Source organism: Actinomadura miaoliensis, assembly GCF_039536785.1.
GTDB classification, from domain to species: Bacteria; Actinomycetota; Actinomycetes; order Streptosporangiales; family Streptosporangiaceae; genus Spirillospora; species Spirillospora miaoliensis.
On record NZ_BAAAZG010000002.1, the window covers coordinates 242962 to 261666 of the forward strand.

Genomic DNA, 18705 nt, shown 5'->3' on the forward strand with positions numbered 1-18705 from the left:
TCAGCCTGTGGGACGACCCGGCGGCTGCTCTTACCCGCCCGAAGGCGGAACGCCACCCTGAGACGGGTCAGGGCCGGCGTTGTGCGAGGGCCCCTGTCCGGGCTGCTGGGGCGGCGCGCCCTGGCCGGGCTGTCCGTACGGATTGTGCTGTTGCCACGGCGGGGCGTCCTGCCCCGGCTGGCCGGGCTGGCCCGGGTACGGCTGGCCGGGATTGGCGGGATACGGCGGCTGCCCGGGCGCGGGCTGCCCCGGCGAAGGCTGGCCGGGGTACGGCTGGCCGGGGGCGGGCTGCCCGTACCCTCCGGGCGGCGGCGCGTACGCCCCACCGGCACCGGGAGCCGCGTATCCGCCGCCGGCCGGGGGCGGCGCGTACGGACCGCCGGGAGGCTGCGGCGCCCCCCACGGCCCGGCGGCGGGCTGCTGCTGGACGCCCCGCCCCACCATCATGACGCGCAGCCCGGCCAGCGCCGCCGCCACGACGGGCGTCAGCAGCACCAGGAACCAGCCGAACACGGTGAGCTTGCCGTAGGAGCGGAAGTACAGCCCGATCTGTTCCAGCGACAACGGGCCGCCGTTGAACAGGGCATAGCCGAAGTTGCCGACGATGTCGCCGACGGCGTTGGCGACCAGCGAGAACACGACCGCCAGCAGCGGCGCCACCGGTCCGCGCGGACGGGTGAACAGCAGCGGCCCGGAGACGGCCAGCCCCATCACCACGGAGATGATCGTGACGAGCACATTGCTGATCAGATTGTCGGGGTCCTGGCCCTGCTGGATCACGAAGTACAGGAAGACGATCACATACAGCGCGTTGATCGCCGTGGCGACGGCGCCGCCGAGCAGCAGCGCCACGATCGGCGCTCCGCCGGAGGGCGCGGTCCGAGTCGAGGACATGCGCCCCATTAAAACCGATCGCCCGTAACAGCCCGGTGACGCCGCACACCCGGCGGCCGCGGCGTCGGCGGCACGACGGCCCCCGGATGCGGGCGGCGACCGGCTCAGGCGAACGCCTCGTCCAGGAACGATCCGAGGGAGGACCATGCGCGGCGGGCGGCCGTCGCGTTGTAGGCGATCCCGGCCTCGGGCCTGTCGGCCGCCGGCGCCATGAACGAGTGCATGGTGTCGCCGTAGGCGTGGACCTGCCAGTCGGCGCCGGCCTCGGAGAGCTCGCGGCCGAGGTTCACCACGTCCTGCGGCGGCGCGAACGGATCGTCCCAGCCGTGGAACACGATCACCTTGCAGCGGATCTCGTTCGGCGTCGCGCCCGCGGGCGGAGTGAGGACGCCGTGGAAGCTGGCCACTCCGCGCAGCTCGGCGCCGCTGCGGGCGAGGTCGAGGACGCACAGGCCACCGAAGCAGAACCCGACCGCCGCGACCCGGTCGGGGTCGACCTCGGGCAGGGCCCGCACCAGGTCGAGCACGTGCAGCACGCGGCGCCGCAGGAGGTCGCGGTCCGCCATCATCTCCGTCATCGACTGTTCGCCGCGCTCGACGTCACCGTCCTCCCCGTTGCCGAAGAGGTCGACGGAGAAGCCGGCGTAACCCCACTCCGTGAGCCTGTTCGCGAACTGCACCTGGACGGGGCTCCGGCCTTCCATGCCGTGGAACACCAGCACGGCCGGGCGTTTCCCGGCCGCGTCCGCGGCCACGCTCAGCACCCCCTGGAGGGCGACGCCCTCGTGCTCGTACCCGACCGCACGCTCCTGCACCGTCATTCGCGACTCCCCCGTCTCGACGTGATCTTGACGGTCACGTTAGTCACCGGCCGGGCGGTCGCGGTTCCCGTTCGCGGGCGGCTGACTCCCGCCGGCGGCGGTGGTGTAGCGGGCGGCGAGGCGCCGCAGGTGGTGCGCCAGTTCGTCGGGGGCCAGGACGGTGAAGTCCAGGTCGAGGGAGCCGAGGAACGAGGCCAGGTCGTGGAGACGGTCGCCGCCGGTGACCAGGACGCAGGAGTGCTCGTCCAGCGGCTCCAGCAGCCCGGCCTCGGCGGGGATCCGTTCCACGGCCGTCTCGACGGGGACGTGCAGCCGCACGCGGGCCTGGATGCGCCAGGCGGCCGAGCCCACCCCGCGCATGAGGTAGGCGCCGACGTCGCCCTCCGGTGGTTCGCGCGGGGTGAAGCGGGGGCCGTTGGGGGTGCGCAGCCGCAGGCGGTCGACACGGAAGGTGCGCCAGTCGCTGCGGCGGGCGTCCCAGGCCACCAGGTACCACAGGCGTCCGGTGTGGACGAGGCGGTGGGGTTCCACGACGCGGGTCGTGGCCTCTCCCTCGCGGTCCAGGTAGTCCAGCCGCAGGCTCTCGTGATCGCGGACGGCGGCGGCGATGGCCGTGAGGGTGGCCGCGTCCACGGCCGGACGTCCGCGCGCCACCGACACCGTCGCGGACTGCAGGGCGTTGACGCGGTGCCGCAGCCGCGACGGCAGCATGCGCTCCAGTTTGGCCAGCGCCCGGACCGACGGCTCCTCGATGCCGGCGACGGTGCCGGACGCGGCGGTGCGCAGCCCGAGGGCGACCGCCACGGTCTCCTCGTCGTCCAGCAGCAGCGGGGGGAGCTGCGCCCCGGCGCCGAGCCGGTAGCCGCCGCCGGTGCCGGGCGCCGAGTGCACGTGGTAGCCGAGGAGGCGCAACCGTTCCATGTCGTTGCGCACGGTCCGGGTCGTCACCCCGAGCCGGTCGGCGAGCTGGGCGCCGGACCATTCGGGACGCGACTGGAGCAGCGCCAGCAACGCGAGCAGCCGTACGGAGGTCTCCAACATCTCTCGATTCTCCCGCCGATCGCGGAAAGAACCGTTCCGCAAGGGCTCCTAGCTTGGCGGACATGAACAGCAAGATCCGTCCCTTCCGCATCGACGTCCCCCAGGCCGACCTCGACGACCTGCGCGAACGGCTCGCGCGCACCCGCTGGCCCGAGGAGGTCCCGGGCACCGGCTGGAGCCGCGGCGTGCCGCTCGGCTACCTCAAGGAGCTGGCCGCCTACTGGCGCGACTCCTACGACTGGCGCGTCCACGAGGCCGCGCTCAACGAGATCCCGCAGTTCACCACCGAGATCGACGGCCAGACGATCCACTTCGCGCACGTCCGCGCGGCCGTCACGGGCGCGCTGCCGCTGGTGCTGGTGCACGGCTGGCCGGGCTCGCCGGTCGACTTCACGAAGGTGATCGGCCCGCTGGCCGGCGCGTTCGACGTCGTGGTGCCGTCGCTGCCGGGGTTCGGGTTCTCCACGCCGGTGCGCGAGGCGGGCTGGGGCGTCGACCGGTCGGCGGCGACGCTGGTCGAGCTGATGCGCCGGCTGGGGTACGACCGGTACGGGATCCACGCGTTCGACGTCGGCTGCGGCGTGGCCAACACCATGCGGCTGCTGGACCCGGACCACGTCGCCGGCCTGCACATGTCGATCGCCGGGACGGACGACATGATCGGCGTCTTGCGACCGGACGGGAGCATGGGCGTGGCGCCCGGCCCGATGCACGGGCCCGACGGGATGGGCTCCTACCAGTTGCAGTCGACCCGTCCGCAGACGCTCGCCTACCTGCTCACCGACTCGCCGGCCGGCCAGCTCGCCTGGATCGCCGAGAAGTTCAGGGAGTGGACGGACCCGGCCGCCGAGCTGCCCGACGACGCCGTCGACCGCGACCAGCTCCTGACCAAGGTGACCCTGTACTGGCTGGGCCGTCTCGGCGCCTCGGCCGCCCACTTCACCTACGAGTCCGGCCGCGACCTGCGGCGCCCGCCCAGGACGAGCGACGGGCCGTCGCCGGTCCCGATCGGCATCGCCGAGTTCTCCGCGCACCCGGCCGTCCGCCCGATGGCCGACCCGGACGGCGTCGTCGCGCACTGGACGTCGTTCGACCGGGGCGGCCACTTCCCCGCCATGGAACGCCCCGAACTGCTGGCCGACGACCTCCACGCCTTCTTCGGCCCGCTGCGCTGAGGGACGCCCCGGCGCCCACGGACCCCAGCCGGACATGGCGACGGCGGCGCCGTCCTCCTCGGCGCCCGTCTGCTCGTCATGACCGCCGGCGGCGACATCGGCCTGACCATGGAGGCGGGGCGGCCGGTGGCTGATCGTCCACCACCACTCGTCGCTAATGCCGGGCGCCGGGGCGGTGCGTGCCGCCGCGTAGCGGGGCCGGGGGGGCGCGGCCGCGCGGGTCAGCGGTCGAGGGACTCGTCGATGGCGCGGAAGGTGGGGCAGGGCCAGCGCCACATGCAGGCGCGGCAGCGGCGGATCGGGCTGTCCGGGTCGCTGGTGATGCCGCCCGAGTCCTGCGGACGGTGCAGCTCGATCAGGCGGACGGCCAGGTCGGCGAACGCGATCACCTCGTCCCGGGCGCCCGCCAGGAACGTCAGGTCCTCGCGCGACAGCCGCGCCTTGACCGGGACGTGCCCGGTGTCGTTGACCAGGCGGGACAGGTACTGGGCGGGCGAACGCCAGGAGGTCGACTTCGCCGACCGGGCCCGGATCGCCTCGATGCGCTCGCGGAGCCGGACCTCGCGCGGATCTCGCTCGGCCTTCACGCGCGGCACCCCCCGCGCGGGGTCGCCGCCGGGCTCGCGGGGCGTCGTCCGGGGCCCGCCGCCTGCCTCTGCCGCTGTCGCACCCGCTCAGCGTCCCCTACTTCGGGGCCGCGCGGAGGGGAATTCCGCAGTCCGGACGGACGGGAGACGGCCATAGCGGGAGGAGCCCGCCAATGGCCGTAATCAAGACATCGCTCAACGTCATACACCAAGGTCATACGTACCGGGCGCGGGGACACGGCGGTTCCGGCAACCCTCTGGCTCGTCGGCGCTCGGCCCGATAGTGTGCCGAACGTGGAGCTGAATGTCTCGACCGCGTCTCAGGGAGGTAACGCCGTCGTCACAGCGACGGGCGAGCTCGACCTGTACACCGCGCCGCGTCTGCAGGCCGCCCTGGCGGGCCTGCTGCGCGAGCCGGTCGACCGCATCGTCGTCGACCTGAGCGGCGTCGAATTCTGCGACTCGACCGGAATGAACGTGCTGCTGGCGGCCATGAAGCGGCTCAAGGAGCAGGGCGGCTCACTGGAGCTGGCCGCGCCGCGCCCGGCCGTGCGGCGCATCCTGCAGGTGACCGGACTGGACACGGTGTTCACCGTGTGCGACGCGGTGCCTGTCCTCGACGTCGGCTGACCCGGCAGTCCCCGGCACGCCCGGGGGCGCGGGCTCCGACGACCGCGTTAACGACGAGCGACCCGCGGGGGAACGACCCCGCGGGTCGCTGCCGTTCGCGGACAGCTCTTGCGAACCCGCACTACGATCGCCCGTATGCAGGACGTAGCGGTGGTCATCCCGGCCAAGGACGAGGCGGACCGGATCGCGGCGACCGTCAAGGCGGCGCTGGAGCTGCCCGGCGCCGGGCTGGTCGTGGTGGTGGACGACGGTTCCGCCGACGGCACCGCCCGGGTCGCCGAGCAGGCCGGGGCCAAGGTCGTGCGGCACGGCCGCAACCGCGGCAAGGGCGCGGCGATGGAGAGCGGGGCCGAGGCGGTGCGGCTGCTGGACGACGACCGCCACGAGCCGCGCCACCTGCTGTTCCTGGACGCCGACCTGGCCGACACCGCCCGCGACGCCGCCCCGCTCGTCGAGCCGGTGCGGCGCGGCGAGGCGGACATGACGATCGCGGTGTTCTCCACCACGGTGAAGCTGGGCGGGCACGGGTTCGTGGTGCGGCTCTCACGGGACGGCATCCGGCGCGCCACCGGCTGGGAGGCGACGCAGCCGCTGAACGGGCAGCGCTGCCTGACCCGGGCCGCGTTCGAGGCCGCGCGTCCGCTGGCCGCCGGGTTCGGCGTCGAGACCGCCCTGACCATCGACCTGCTGCGCCAGGGGTTCCGGGTGACCGAGGTGGAGGTGCCGCTGGCGCACCGGGCCACCGGCACCGACTGGCGGGCCCAACTGCACCGGGCCCGGCAGTTCCGCGACGTGGCGCGCGCCCTGGCCGTGCGCGAACCGGCCGTGGCGCGGATGCTGCGCGGCACCCGCCTGTCGTGACCTCGTCTCGTCCCGGTGCCGTCGCGGTGACCGGTCCCGCGTCCTCCGGCGCGGCGGGCGACCGCCGCCTCGCCGGAGGCCGTGCCGGGCTCGCCGCCGTCGGGACGAGCCTCGGCTGCTTCCTGCTGACGGCCCTGCTGGGCCCGTCGGCCATGCAGCCCGAACTGCGCGGCGCGGCCTGGCAGCCGCCCTACTCGCTGACCGTCCACCCGTCGCCGTACCTGGTGATCGGCCTGGTCGCAGCCGGGGTGCTCATCGGGACGGTGGGCCTGGCGCTGTGCTGGCGCGCCGTGCGCAAGGGCTGGCGGTGCCGTCCGGGCCCGCTGATGGCGGCGGGGCTGCTGGTGGTGGCGGCGTTCACGCTGATGCCGCCGGTCGGGTCCGCCGACCACCTCAACTACGCCGCCTACGGCCGTATGGCGGTCACCGGGCACGACCCGTACGTCACGCGGGCGGTGGACGTGCCCGGCGACCCGGTGATCAGCGAGGTGGAGGAGTGGCGGCGCACGCCGTCGGTGTACGGGCCGGTCGCCACCGCCACGCAGGCCCTGGCGTCCTGGGTGGGCGGCGACTCGGTGCGGCTGACGGTGTTCGTGCTGTCGCTGTTCAACGCGCTGGCGTTCGCACTGACCGCCTGGATCCTCTACCGCACCGCCGGCACCGCCGAGCGGCGGCTGCGCGTCACGCTGCTGTGGACCTGCAACCCGCTGCTGCTGTACCACCTGGTCGGCGGCGCCCACAACGACGCGCTGGCGGTCTGCCCGATGGTGGCGGGGCTGGCGCTGTTCTCGGCGCGGCGGCGCGGCCGTCCCGGCACGGTGCCGCGCTCGCTGGGCGCCGGGGCCCTGATCGCGGTCGGCGGCGCGATCAAGGTGCCCGCCGCGCTCGTCGGCGGCGGGCTCGCCTGGGCCCTCGCCCGTGACGGCCGCGCGCCGGGGGCACGCCGCGCCGCCGCGCTGCGCCTGGCAGCCCTGGCCGCGGGGGCGCTGGCGGTGACGGCGGCCACCTACGCGATCGCCGGCCCGCACACGTTCGACCAGCTCAGGCGGGCCGCCGACCAGGTGTCGCTGGCGACCCCCTGGCATCTCGCCGACCTGGTGTTCGGCCGCGAGAACCGCGTCTTCATCAAGATCGGCTGGCTGACGCTGTTCGCGGTGCTGGCGGTGCTGCTGGCCCGCGCCCTGCCCCGCGCCCGCCCCGCCGACGGGGGCGCCGACACGGGGGTCGAGGGCGAACGGGTCGCGGCGGCGCTGGTGCTGGCCTGGCTGCTGGCCACGCCCTACGAGCTGCCCTGGTACAGCGGGTTCGCGTGGGCCGCGCTCGCGCTGCTGCCGTGGTCGCGGTTCGACTGGCTGCTGCTGGCGCACACCGCCGCGCTCAGCCTCGGCTACCTGCCCGCCCGCGACCCCGAGCTGATCGGGCTGCCGTCCTCGCTGGACTTCCTGCTGGACGTGGTGCGGCCGGGCGTCATCCCCGTGACGTTGACGGTGATTCTGATCGCCGCGGTGCGGATGTGCCTTCGGCGGCCAGATCCAGCTCCAGCGCCCGCACCGCCGCCGCGAGCACCAACGGGGTCCCCAGGCTGAACGCCACCGACAGGATCACCACGCCCGAGTCGTTCACCAGCGTGCCGACCACCCCGACGGTGAGGGCGCAGACCAGCGCGGGACGCATCGTCGGGCTCCGCTCGTACAGCCGTTCCAGCAGCGAGGCCCGCCACTTCAACGGCCGCATCAGCACGAAGTACAGGAATCCGATGGCGCCCGCCAGCGCGATCGTGAACGGCCAGTAGCCCAGGCTGCGCAGCATGGCGCCGAACTTGCGCACCACCACGTCCCAGGCGTCGCCGTCCATCAGGTCCTGCCAGAACCGGCCCAGGTGCGTCGGGTTGGCGCTGCGCGAGTTGACGTAGGAGATCAGCAGCACCAGCGCGGCGCCGAGCAGGCAGAACAACCCGACCCGCAGCGCCGACACCCGCTGCCCGGTGGCCATCATGCCGAGGACGGCGAACGCGGGCACCATCGCGATCACGCCGCCGAAGTCGCTGCCCCAGGCGGGCAGGCCGTCCACCGCGACCGCCGCCGCCCCGACCGCCGCGATGATCGCCACGGCGACCGCCCGGCGGCCCGCCCGGACCGGACGCTCGGCCAGCCACGCCGCCGTCAGGATCGCCGCCACCGCGAACAGCGAGAACGCCTGGTTGCCGAACCCGTAGAACCGGCCGGCGATGATCGCGTTGTAGCCCATCAGCGTGTTGAGCTGCAGCCGCGAGTCGGCCATGACGTCCAGCGCCAGCGTCAGGGCGGTGACGGCCGTGATCGCCAGCCCGGGGACGATCACCGAGTCGCGCCACGGCCCCGTCGACGCCAGCACGGCCACCAGCACGCTGAACCCCAGGACGGCGGCGATGAGCGCCAGCGTCGGGTACGGCAGGTTCCACCACGGCACCAGCCCGGTCAGGAACGTGGCGACCGGTACCGCGCCCCCGATCAGGGCGACGAACCGCGTCCCGCTCAGGATGCGCGCCCGCGACGCGGGGACGTTCCAACGCCGCCGCAACGCCACGCCCGCGATGCCGTACAGCACCAGTTGGGCGCCCCCCAGCACCCACCAGAACCCGCCCTGGACGTGCCGGATCGCCTGGGCGGCCACGTCCTCATCGCGCAGCCGGTCGACCTTCTCCATGGTCGTGGCGCCGCCGCCTTCGGCCGTGCGCCACGCCGAGCCGACGGCCTCCTTGGGCTGCTGGAGCCCGAGCGCCTTCAACGTGGTCGCGGTGAGGTCGGTGAGGGTGATCAGGGCGGTCTGCCGGGTGGCGCTGGACGTCAGGTAACCCGGCTCGTACGTCTTGCCGGCCTCGCCCGTGGGGCCCTGGGCGACGGCCACGCGGATGTGGGGCTTGACGCCCGTGTCCGAAAGCCCCGCCACGAGCACCGTCGTGCCCTGGGGGAGGCCCGCCAGCACCTGGGCGACCCGCTGGTCCGCCGCCCGCGCGGCCTGGGCGCGGTCGCGGTCGGTCACCGGGACCTGATCGCCCTCGGCGTCCACCCCCGCGGTCAGGTAGGCGCGGAAGATGTCGTCGATCTCCACGCCGACCAGCGCGCACCGCGACCAGTCGGCGGCGGGCACCTTGTCGGGGGACGGGGCGTACCGGTCGACGCGTCCCGCCCGGTCGGCCAGCCCGAACACCGCGCCGGGGCCGACGGCCAGGGTGCAGCCGCCCGCGCCGCGCACCGCGTCGCCGAGCAGGCCCACCTGGGCGTGGTAGGAGGTCCGCGTGTTGTCGTCCTTGATCGTCTGCCAGCCGGGGGCCAGCGCCCCGCCCTCCGGCGGCACACCCGGCTGCGACCCTGGCTGCCCCGCCGTCACCGGCGCCGACGGCAGCGCGCAGTCGCCGTGCGCCAGCCGGGCCCGCTGCCCCGCCGACACCGTCAGCCAGCCGTCCATCGGGCAGGTGTTGACCCGGGTGGTGCGGATGCTGAGCGCGCCCGCGGCGCCCTGCCCGGTCAGCCGCCACAGCGCCGGCGTCCCGGCGCGGGTCACGTCCTTCCACTTCAGCCCGGGGATCCCGATGATCGCCACCCGTCCGGTGGGCGCGGCCGTGGAGGGGGCGGAGGCGGTGGACGCTTCGGCGGCGTGAGCACGGGGGGACGAGACGGCGAACAGCGCGAGCAGCGCCGCGCCGACGGCCACAATGGTCGCCACGACCCTGCGCGTTTCGGCCGCCGCCCCCCGATGCGTCATGCGTGCAAGGGTAGTGGGCGGCTTACATCAGGATGGGGACATGGGCGAACGTATCGGGACGGACCAGCCGGAACGCCGGCGGGCGGCACCAGCGCGGTCCGCTTCGCCGGCTTCGCCGGCGAACCTGCTGATCCTGGCGGCCGGGATCCTCGTCGCGGTGGCAGCGGTCGCGCCGATCGTCGTCCACTGGCTGACCAACCCCCCGGACCAGCGTCTGGTCGACCTGGAGGTGTACCGGGACGGCGGACGCGCCGTCCTGCGCGGGGCGCCGCTGTACGAGGTGCTCACCCAGCCGCCGCAACTGCTGCCGTTCACCTACCCGCCGATCGCGGCCGCGCTGGCGGTGCCGTTCACCCTCATGTCGTGGGGCGCGGCCCAGGTGACGTGGATGGTGCTGCTGTACGCCGCGCTGGTGATCGTGGTGTGGCTGTCGTTCCGCGACCTCGTCCGGCGGGCGGGCCGGTGGGCGCCGCTGGCGATGGGCGCGCTCGTCGGCGCCACGGCCTGGCTCGTCCCCGTGTACGACCAGGCGCGGTTCGGCCAGGTGGGGCTGTTCCTGCTGGCGATGTGCCTGGCCGACTGCTGCGTGCGGACGCCGCGCTGGCCGCGCGGCCTGCTGGTCGGCCTGGCCGTCGCGATCAAGCTGGTGCCGGGCGTCTTCCTGATCTACTTCTGGATCACCGGACGGCGGGACGCGGCCGCCAACGCCGTGCTGACCGCCGTCGTCGCGAGCCTGGCCGGGTTCGCGCTGCTGCCGGGCGACTCGGTCGACTACTGGTTCGGCGCGCTGCTGGAGGGCGGCGACCGCACCGGCGCCGTCAACGGCACCACCAACCAGGCCATCAACGGCATGCTCGCCCGGATCTACCTGCCCGACCCGGTCACCAGCCTGCTGTGGCTGGCGCTGGCCGCCTACGTGGGCTACCACGGGTTCCGGCTGGCCCGCCGCGCGACGCTCACCGCCGACGCGATGGCGCCGGGCCCGGACGCCCGCGCCGCCCTGCTGGCGGGCGTCGCGATCACCGGCCTGCTGTCGGTGCTGCTGTCGCCCGTGGGATGGATCCACCATCTTGTGTGGATCATCCCGGTCATCGGCGCGGTGGTGGGCGACGGGCGGGACACGCGAAGATGTCTGTTCGCCGGGCTCGTCTGGCTTTACTTCCTGTTCCCGCTGCCGTGGTGGGGGACCCGGCTGATCGGTCCCGACCATCCGATTCCCTCGATCGTTCTCGGGCGGATCATCCAGAGCGCCTTCGGACTGGCCGCGCTGGCGCTGATCGTGTTCCTCGGGCGGCGGCTGCTCGACCGGATGGCCGGGCCGGCCGTTTCCGAAGGTTCTTCTCGCCGGGAGGCCGGGGTCGGTACGCTCACCCCGTGATGCTGGTAGCGGTGGCCGTCGCCGGATTGGTCGCCGGGGTGGCCGGTCTGTCCATCGCGGTGGTGGCCCACAACAGGGTGAACCAGGTCGTCGACGAGTGCGGTGCGGTGCTGCGGCGGCAACTTCAGCTCGCCGCCGGAACGGTGGACGGCCAGGCGCTGCGCGACCTGGCCATCGTCCACTACGACGCGCTCAAGGAGATGTCCGGGCACCGGTCGTTCTCGCTCGCCCTGATCAACGCCAACGGCGACGGCGTGGTGATCAGTTCCATCAACGGCCGCACCGAGACCCGCACCTACGCCAAGCCGGTGCGCGACGGCCACCCCCTGGAGAAGCTGTCCCCCGAGGAGAACCAGGTCCTGCGCGCCGCGCGCCTGGGCAAGGGCCCCGTCGTCACCATGGACGACCCGCTGGCCGACTTCGGCGACCGCACTCCCACCGCCCGCGCCTGACGCCCCACCGGTTCCCCCGGGCCCCGCGCCCCGCCGCGTTCATGACGGGCTCATGATCGGTTCTTTGCCGGTGCCGGACCGGACGGGCACGTAGACTCGACGACCTCACCACCTGTCACAGAGCCCGCCGCGCGTTCTCGACGCGGCGGAGGAGTCATTCACATGCCATTGGGAAAAGCGTGCACACGGCCGGGGGGCGTCACGTGACCAGGACGTACGCGTTCCTCGGTCCCCGAGGCACGTTCACCGAGGCCGCGCTGCGCCAGTTGCCGGGCGCGGACGGCGCCGAGCAGCTGCCGTACGAGACCGTGCCCGCCGCGCTGGACGCCCTGCGCCGCGCCGACGCCGACGCGGCCGTCGTCGCGCTGGAGAACTCCGTCGAGGGCTCGGTGCCGACCACCCTGGACGAGCTGGCCACCGGCGAGCCGCTGCAGATCGTCGCCGAGGTCCACCTGCCGGTGTCGTTCGCGCTGCTGGTGCGGCCCGGCACCACGTTCGCCGACATCAAGACCGTCGCCTCGCACCCGCACGCGCAGCCGCAGTGCCGCCGCTGGCTGGCCGAGCACATCCCGGACGCCGAGTGGCGGGCCGCCACGTCCAACGCCGAGGCCGCCCAGCGGGTCGCCGACGGCCACTACGACGCCGCGCTGGCCGGGGCGTTCGCCGCCGCCCGCTACAACCTGTCGGTGCTGGCCGAGGACATCCACGACGTGGCCGACGCGGTGACCCGCTTCATCGAGCTGCGGCGTCCCTGCGTCCCGCCGCCGCGCACCGGCATGGACCGCACCACCGTGGTCGCCTTCATCGGCGAGGACCACCCCGGCGCCCTGCTGGAGATCCTCAACGAGTTCGCCATGCGCGGCATCAACCTGACGCTGATCCAGTCGCGGCCCACCGGCGCGGGGCTGGGCTCGTACCTGTTCTGGATGGACTTCGAGGGGCACGTCGAGGACGCCCGCGTCGGCGAGGCGCTGATGGGCCTGCGCCGCATCTGCGCCGACGTGCGCTTCCTCGGCTCCTACCCCCGCGCCGACCAGGTCCGCCCGGAGATCCGCCGCGGCACCCACGACGCCGACTTCACCGAGGCCGCCGCCTGGCTGCGCTCCATCCGCAGCGGCCACGCCTGACCCGGGGCGCGGACGGCGCGTAGGCTCCCTGGGATGACGACGGACTTCGACGCCTACGAACGCGACCTGTGGGCGGGACGCGCCCCGGCCTACGAACGCGGCTTCGCCCGTCTGACCGCCTACACCGTCGGGCCACTGCTCGACGCGGCGCGCGTCACGGAGGGCACCAGGACGCTGGACGTGGGCACCGGGCCGGGGCCCGTCGCTCGGGAGGCGGTGCGGCGGGGCGCCGAGGTGACGGCCGTGGACGCCGACCCGCTGATGGCCGAGACCGCGTCCCGCAACGTGCCCGGCCTGGACGTGCGGGTGGCGACGCTGCCCGAGCTGCCGTTCCCCGACGAGACGTTCGACGCCGTCGTCGGCAACTTCGTGATCAACCATGTGGGGGAGCCCGACGCGGCGTTGAAGGAGCTGCGCCGGGTGCTGCGGCCGGGCGGACGCCTCGCCCTGACCTGCTGGCGGATGCCGGGCAGCGGCGCGCTCGGGGTGGTGGGCGAGGCGCTCGACGCGGTCGGCGTGCCGTGGCCGGACGACATCCCCACCCCGCCGTTCATGGAGCACGGCGAGCCGGCGGCGTTCCGGGCGCTGGTCGCCGGCGCCGGGTTCGCCGACGCGGCCATGGACGAGCTGGACTGGACGCACACCGCCGACCCCGAGTACTGGTGGGAGACGGGCCCGCAGGCGGCCGTCGGCACCAACGGCGTGATCGTCCAGCGCCAGACGCCCGAGACGATCGCCCGCGTCAAGGCCGCATACGACCGGATCATGGCGGGTTACGCCGTCGGGAACGGGCAGGTCGAGCTGCCCGCGCACGCCCTGCTCGCCCACGGCACCCGCTGAGCCGGCCGCGACCGCGCCGGGCCGGGAGGGGAATTCTCGCGCGCGCCAGGGGCGCCGCACCGGTAGCCTCGGGTTTGTGATTGACCTGCGAGCTCTTCGAGAGGACCCCGAGCGGTTGCGCGCCTCGCAGCGCGCCCGCGGGGAGGACGAGACCGTCGTCGGCACGCTGCTCGACCTGGACGAGCGGCGGCGCGGCGCGCTGTCGGCGTTCGAGCGGCTGCGCGCCGAGCAGAAGAGTTTCGGCAAGTCGGTGTCGAAGGCGCAGGGGGACGAGCGGCAGCGGCTGCTGGCCCGCGCCAAGGAGCTGGCGCAGCAGGTCAAGGACGCCGAGGCCGAGGCCGACCGGCTCGGCGCCGAGCTGGACGCGCTGCTGAAGACCGTCCCGAACATCATCGAGGAGGGCGCCCCGCCCGGCGGCGAGGAGGACTTCGTCGTCCTGGAGCACGTCGGCGAGCCCCCGGCGTTCGACTTCGAGCCCAAGGACCACCTGGAGCTCGGCGAGAGCCTGGGCGCGATCGACATGGAGCGCGGCGCCAAGGTGTCCGGCGCGCGGTTCTACTTCCTGACCGGTGTCGGCGCGCGGCTGCAGCTCGCGCTGCTCAACCTGGCCATGGAGCAGGCGGTCGCCAACGGGTTCGTCCCGATGTACCCGCCGGTCCTGGTGAAGCCGGAGGCCATGGAGGGCACCGGGTTCCTCGGCGCGCACGCCGCCGAGGTCTACCAGTTGCCGCAGGACGATCTGTACCTGGTGGGCACCTCCGAGGTGCCGCTGGCCGCGTACCACATGAACGAGATCATCGACGGGCTGCCCCGGCGGTACGCGGGCTGGTCGTCCTGCTTCCGCCGGGAGGCGGGCTCGTACGGCAAGGACACCCGGGGCATCATCCGGGTGCACCAGTTCGACAAGGTCGAGATGTTCTCCTACTGCCGTCCGGAGGACGCCCACGCCGAGCACCTGCGGCTGCTGGAGTGGGAGAAGGAGATGCTCGCCAAGTGCGAGCTGCCGTACCGGGTGATCGACGTGGCGGCCGGCGACCTGGGTGCCAGCGCGGCCCGCAAGTACGACTGCGAGGCGTGGGTGCCGACGCAGCGGACCTACCGCGAGGTGACGTCGACGTCCAACTGCACCGACTTCCAGGCACGGCGCCTGGCGGTGCGGTACCGGGACGAGGACGGCCGCAACCAGCCCGTCGCGACGCTGAACGGCACGCTGGCCACCACCCGGTGGATCGTGGCGATCCTGGAGAACCACCAGCAGGCCGACGGGTCGGTGCGCGTGCCCGAGGCGCTGCAGAAGTACCTCGGCCTGGAGGTGCTGGAGCCCATCAAGCGCTGAGAGACGCTCGACGCGCGCCCGTCAAGGGCTGTACGCGGCGGGGCGCCTCCCGCTTCCACGCTGGAGGCGCCCCGCCGCGAGCTTTTCAGCCGCCTTGTTCCGTCCGCTTCTCGGCGATGCGCCGCCGCACCTCGTCCCATGTGATGGGCAGGTCGTCGACCGGCACGGTCCAGAACACGAACGTCGATTCGCGCATCACGGAGCGCTTGCGGCGCATGGCGGACCGGTGCGGTTCGGCCGCCGCGTAGGCGTCCAGGGCCGCCTTGTCGCGCCAGGCCGAGACCGTCCAGAACGTGCGCCGCAGCAGTTGTGCTTTCAGGCCGACGCCCCACGCCCCGGGCGACCGGCGGGCCTGGCGCCAGAGCGCCATCGACGCCAACAGGAAGCCCGGCACGTGACGCAGCGAGCGGACTTCCAGTCGTGACGCCATGACCAGCGCCTCGGCCTCGGCGTCGGGGGACTCGGGTTCGGTCCACGGCAGGGTCGGCATGGTGCCTCCGTCAGGAGTGCGGACGGTCGGCGGGCCGTCCCACGGAATCTTGTCACTGACAAGTCTGCGGCTCCGGCCGCGAACTTGTCAATGTCAAGATAGGCTGGTCGCAGAAGGGTCCATCCGCGGCGGTCCGAGGGGTGAGGAAGATCGGCGAGTCGGCGTACCACCACGGCAACCTGCGCCGCGCCGTCATCGAGGCGGCCCTGCGGGCGATCGGCGAGTCCGGCCCGGCGGGCTGGAGCCTGCGCGAGCTGGCGCGGCGCGCCGGGGTCTCGCACGCGGCGCCCGCCCACCACTTCGGCGACAAGACCGGCCTGCTGACCGCCATCGCCGCCGAGGGCTACACCCTGTTCGCCGACGCCCTCGAACGCGCGGGCGACGACCTGCTCGACCTCGGCACGGCGTACGTGCGCTTCGCCGTCGACCACCGGCCGTACTTCGAGGTGATGTTCCGGCCCGAGCTCTACCGCGCCGACGACGCCGAGCTGAGCGCCGCCCGCGCCCGCGCCGGCCGGATCCTGCTGCGCGGCGCCCGCGGCGTGTCGTCCGGCCCGGCGGACGACCGCACGGCCGCGCTCGCCGCCTGGTCCATCGCCCACGGCTTCGCCGCCCTGTGGCTGAGCGGCATCCTCCCCGCCGATCTGGGCGACTCCCCGGAGTCGGCCGCCCGCCCCGTCCTTGCCCACCTGTCCGGCCTGCGGGGCTGACCCCGCACGGCGGGCTCGGCGACGGCGGGGGCCGGGGCGCGAGCGTCGCGAGGGTCACTGTCTGACACATCGCCTATGGTGTGTCCCAGCCGCGCCCGCCGTCGTCACACCACCCCCTCGAGTGCGCGACGGCCCGGGACGCGGCACGACGGGAAGGTGACATGTCTCAAACCACGCCGCGCCTGGTCGCCACCGACCTCGACGGGACGATCGTGCGTTCCGACGGCACCATCTCGCCCCGCACCGTCGACGCCCTCGCCCGCGTGGAGCGCGCGGGGGCGCTGCTGGTCATGGTCACCGGACGGCCGCCGCGCTGGATGCGTCCCGTCGCCGAGGCCGTCGACCACCGGGGCGTGGCCATCTGCGCCAACGGGGCGGTGGTGTACGACCTGCACACCGAGACCGTGCTCAGCACCCGGATGATCGCCCCTGAGGTGATCGCCGAGGCGGTGGAGCGGCTGCGCGCGGCGATCCCCGAGCTGCGGTTCGCCGTGGAGTACCCGCACGGGTTCGTGTTCGAGGCCCGCTACAACCTGGGCAGCTGGGACGCCGAGGCGCTGGGCGGGCGGCCGGTGGACGGCGAGGCGCTGGTCAGCCGCGGCGGCACCAAGCTGCTGGCGTTCCACCCCGACGCCGACCCCGACTCGCTGTCGGTCAAGGCGCGCGAGGCCGTGGGCGACCTGGTCACCGTCACGCACTCCTCGGGACGCGGCCTGCTGGAGATGAGCGCGCACGGCGTCACCAAGGCCAGCGCCCTGGCCGAGCTGTGCGCCGAGCACGGCATCCCGCCCGCCGACGTGGTGGCGTTCGGCGACATGCCGAACGACCTGCCGATGCTGACCTGGGCGGGCACCTCGTACGGGGTGGCCAACGCCCATCCCGTGGTGCTGGCGGCGGTCACGCACACCACGGCGGGCAACGACGACGACGGCGTCGCCCAGGTCCTCGAGAAGCTCTTCCCCGGCGTTCCGGACCTGCCGGCGCCGGCGGACGGGGCCCGCTGACTCGGACTGGGCCTTCCGGTGCTCCCCCGCCGCGCGGCGCGGCGGGCGGCGCCCACAGCCCTACAGGTAGGGGCCGGACTGGCGGCGGCGCTGCTCCTCCTCGGCGGCCGGGGCCTGCGGCATCATCCCGGCGGGCAGGGCGCGGCGCATCTGCTCCAGCTGGGCCCGCGCCGCCATCTGCTGGGCGAACAGCGTGGTCTGGATGCCGTGGAACAGCCCCTCCAGCCAGCCGACCAGCTGGGCCTGGGCGATGCGCAGCTCGGACTCGCTCGGCACCGCGTCCTCGGTGAACGGCAGCGACAGCCGCTCCAGCTCCCCGATCAGCTCGGGTGCCAGGCCGTCCTCCAGTTCCTTGATGGACGACTGGTGGATCTCGCGGAGGCGGGCCCGGCTGGCCTCGTCCAGCGGCGCCGCCTTCACCTCCTCCAGCAGCTGCCGGATCATGCTGCCGATCCGCATGACCTTGGCGGGCTGCTCCACCATGTCGGTGACCGACTTCTCGTCACCGCCCTCGGGCTTGCCGCCCTCCACCGCGATGCCGTTCGGGCCGACCACCAGGACCTGCGGCTCCTGCTCGGCCCGGTCGCCGGACGGGTTCTGCGAAGACTCGTTCATGCTGTCTCCAGGGGTTCAGACGGTCAGGACAATCTTGCCGACGTGCACGCTGTCCTCCAGCAGCCGGTGGGCCCGCGCCGCGTCCGCCATGGGGACAGTGCGGTCCACCACCGGACGCACCGCGCCCGACTCCAGCAGGGGCCACACGTGCTCGCGCACCGCCGCGACGATCGCGGCCTTCTCCTCGGCCGGACGCGCCCGCAGCGACGTCGCGTGCACCAGCGCCCGCTTGCGCAGCAGCTCGTTCAGGTCCAGCTCGGCGCGGCGGCCGCCCTGCAACCCGATGATCATCAATCGGCCGCCGGTGGCCAGCGCCGACACGTTGCGCTCCAGATAGGCCGCGCCCATGTTGTCGAGGATCACGTCGAACGGGCCGTGGGCGGTGAAGTCGTCCTCGCGGTAGTTGATCGCCTCGTCGGCGCCCAGCTCGCGGCAGCGTTCGGCCTTCTGCGCGCTGCCCACCGTGCACAGCACCCGCGCCCCGCGCGCCCGCGCGAGCTGGATCGCCATGGTGCCGATGCCGCTGCCGCCGCCGTGCACCAGGAACGTCTCGCCCTCGCGCAGCTCCGCCAGCATGAAGACGTTCGACCACACCGTGCACGCGACCTCGGGCAGCCCCGCCGCCTCGACCAGGTCGACGCCGCGCGGCACCGGCAACACGTGCGCCGCCGGGACCGCCACCCGTTCGGCGTATCCCCCGCCGCCGAGCAGCGCGCACACCTCGTCGCCGACCCGCCAGCCCGTCACGCCCTCGCCGAGCGCCGCCACACGGCCGGACACCTCCAGGCCCGGGTACGGGGGAGCGCCCTGCGGCGGCGGGTAGAAGCCGCGGCGCTGCATCACGTCCGCCCGGTTCACCGCACTGGCCGCCACGTCGATGAGCACCTCGCCCGGCCCTGCTTCCGGGTCGGGGACCCGCGTCCACTCCAGGACGTCGGCGTCCCCCGGTTCGCGGATGACGATGGCATGCATACCGATCACGCTACCGGCCCTTCGGCGC

The 18705-nt window shown here is 73.9% G+C and carries 19 protein-coding genes; 11 read left to right on the forward strand and 8 right to left on the reverse strand.

Translation table 11 applies throughout. The features are described from left to right. Positions 1 to 30 precede the first annotated feature (30 nt). The 3 genes from ABD811_RS05615 to ABD811_RS05625 all read right to left on the reverse strand — a co-directional run bounded on the left by ABD811_RS05615 (position 31) and on the right by ABD811_RS05625 (position 2756). Positions 31 to 894, reverse strand: a complete 864-nt coding sequence (locus tag ABD811_RS05615; protein WP_344941790.1) for a hypothetical protein — start codon at positions 892 to 894, stop codon at positions 31 to 33. Between the two features lie 104 nt (positions 895 to 998). Beyond that, the gene (locus tag ABD811_RS05620; protein WP_344941793.1) at positions 999 to 1715 is read right to left on the reverse strand and encodes a dienelactone hydrolase family protein; all 717 of its coding nucleotides are present in this window, start codon (positions 1713 to 1715) and stop codon (positions 999 to 1001) included. A gap of 39 nt (positions 1716 to 1754) precedes the next feature. Next, positions 1755 to 2756: a helix-turn-helix transcriptional regulator gene (locus tag ABD811_RS05625; RefSeq protein ID WP_344941796.1), complete on the reverse strand. Its 1002-nt coding sequence runs from the start codon at positions 2754 to 2756 to the stop codon at positions 1755 to 1757. Between the two features lie 62 nt (positions 2757 to 2818). On the opposite strand from ABD811_RS05625, the gene ABD811_RS05630 reads away from it, so the two are divergent. Continuing rightward, positions 2819 to 3931, forward strand: coding sequence for an epoxide hydrolase family protein (locus tag ABD811_RS05630; protein WP_344941798.1), 1113 nt, complete (start codon positions 2819 to 2821; stop codon positions 3929 to 3931). 221 nt (positions 3932 to 4152) lie between these two features. On the opposite strand, the gene ABD811_RS05635 is transcribed toward ABD811_RS05630, so the two are convergent. Beyond that, positions 4153 to 4518, reverse strand: a complete 366-nt coding sequence (locus ABD811_RS05635; RefSeq protein ID WP_344941801.1) for a hypothetical protein — start codon at positions 4516 to 4518, stop codon at positions 4153 to 4155. 294 nt (positions 4519 to 4812) lie between these two features. Between ABD811_RS05635 and ABD811_RS05640 the strand changes: the two genes are divergently transcribed. From ABD811_RS05640 to mptB, 3 genes are all read left to right on the forward strand, one after another. Beyond that, positions 4813 to 5148, forward strand: coding sequence for an STAS domain-containing protein (locus tag ABD811_RS05640; RefSeq protein WP_285494626.1), 336 nt, complete (start codon positions 4813 to 4815; stop codon positions 5146 to 5148). Between the two features lie 135 nt (positions 5149 to 5283). Beyond that, positions 5284 to 6009 carry a glycosyltransferase family 2 protein gene (locus ABD811_RS05645; protein ID WP_344941806.1) on the forward strand — a complete coding sequence of 242 codons (726 nt, stop codon included), beginning with the start codon at positions 5284 to 5286 and terminating at the stop codon, positions 6007 to 6009. Continuing rightward, a complete protein-coding gene (mptB, locus tag ABD811_RS05650; protein WP_344941808.1) occupies positions 6006 to 7595 on the forward strand; it encodes a polyprenol phosphomannose-dependent alpha 1,6 mannosyltransferase MptB in 1590 nt (529 codons plus the stop codon). Before ABD811_RS05645 ends, mptB begins: the two co-directional genes overlap by 4 nt. Here mptB and ABD811_RS05655 read toward each other — a convergent pair. Continuing rightward, the gene (locus ABD811_RS05655) at positions 7477 to 9753 is read right to left on the reverse strand and encodes a hypothetical protein (protein WP_344941811.1); all 2277 of its coding nucleotides are present in this window, start codon (positions 9751 to 9753) and stop codon (positions 7477 to 7479) included. The genes mptB and ABD811_RS05655 overlap by 119 nt on opposite strands. Positions 9754 to 9793: 40 nt before the next feature. Here ABD811_RS05655 and ABD811_RS05660 point away from each other — a divergent pair, with 40 nt between their 5' ends. The 5 genes from ABD811_RS05660 (at position 9794) to serS (ending at position 14886) form a co-directional block, all read left to right on the forward strand. Beyond that, positions 9794 to 11131 carry a glycosyltransferase 87 family protein gene (locus tag ABD811_RS05660; RefSeq protein WP_344941814.1) on the forward strand — a complete coding sequence of 446 codons (1338 nt, stop codon included), beginning with the start codon at positions 9794 to 9796 and terminating at the stop codon, positions 11129 to 11131. Next, on the forward strand, positions 11131 to 11583 hold the full coding sequence (locus tag ABD811_RS05665; protein ID WP_344942362.1) for a DUF4446 family protein: 453 nt from the start codon (positions 11131 to 11133) through the stop codon (positions 11581 to 11583). Before ABD811_RS05660 ends, ABD811_RS05665 begins: the two co-directional genes overlap by 1 nt. 203 nt (positions 11584 to 11786) lie before the next feature. Then, positions 11787 to 12710: a prephenate dehydratase gene (gene pheA, locus ABD811_RS05670; protein WP_344941817.1), complete on the forward strand. Its 924-nt coding sequence runs from the start codon at positions 11787 to 11789 to the stop codon at positions 12708 to 12710. 33 nt (positions 12711 to 12743) lie between these two features. Beyond that, positions 12744 to 13550, forward strand: coding sequence for a class I SAM-dependent methyltransferase (locus ABD811_RS05675; RefSeq protein ID WP_344941820.1), 807 nt, complete (start codon positions 12744 to 12746; stop codon positions 13548 to 13550). 76 nt (positions 13551 to 13626) lie between these two features. Then, a complete protein-coding gene (gene serS, locus ABD811_RS05680) occupies positions 13627 to 14886 on the forward strand; it encodes a serine--tRNA ligase (protein WP_344941824.1) in 1260 nt (419 codons plus the stop codon). 85 nt (positions 14887 to 14971) lie between these two features. Here the strand turns inward: serS and ABD811_RS05685 are convergent, their stop codons facing one another. Beyond that, on the reverse strand, positions 14972 to 15376 hold the full coding sequence (locus ABD811_RS05685; protein WP_344941827.1) for a DUF3291 domain-containing protein: 405 nt from the start codon (positions 15374 to 15376) through the stop codon (positions 14972 to 14974). Positions 15377 to 15516: 140 nt separating this feature from the next. Here ABD811_RS05685 and ABD811_RS05690 point away from each other — a divergent pair, with 140 nt between their 5' ends. Next, a complete protein-coding gene (locus tag ABD811_RS05690; RefSeq protein WP_344941830.1) occupies positions 15517 to 16086 on the forward strand; it encodes a TetR/AcrR family transcriptional regulator in 570 nt (189 codons plus the stop codon). 161 nt (positions 16087 to 16247) lie between these two features. Continuing rightward, positions 16248 to 17090: an HAD family hydrolase gene (locus ABD811_RS05695; RefSeq protein ID WP_344941833.1), complete on the forward strand. Its 843-nt coding sequence runs from the start codon at positions 16248 to 16250 to the stop codon at positions 17088 to 17090. Positions 17091 to 17150: 60 nt separating this feature from the next. Here ABD811_RS05695 and ABD811_RS05700 read toward each other — a convergent pair whose 3' ends face one another. Then, entirely contained in the window at positions 17151 to 17705 is a 555-nt protein-coding gene (locus ABD811_RS05700) for a bacterial proteasome activator family protein (protein ID WP_344941835.1), read from the reverse strand. A 15-nt stretch (positions 17706 to 17720) separates the two neighbouring features. Beyond that, entirely contained in the window at positions 17721 to 18677 is a 957-nt protein-coding gene (locus ABD811_RS05705; RefSeq protein WP_344941838.1) for an NAD(P)H-quinone oxidoreductase, read from the reverse strand. Positions 18678 to 18705: the final 28 nt, after the last annotated feature.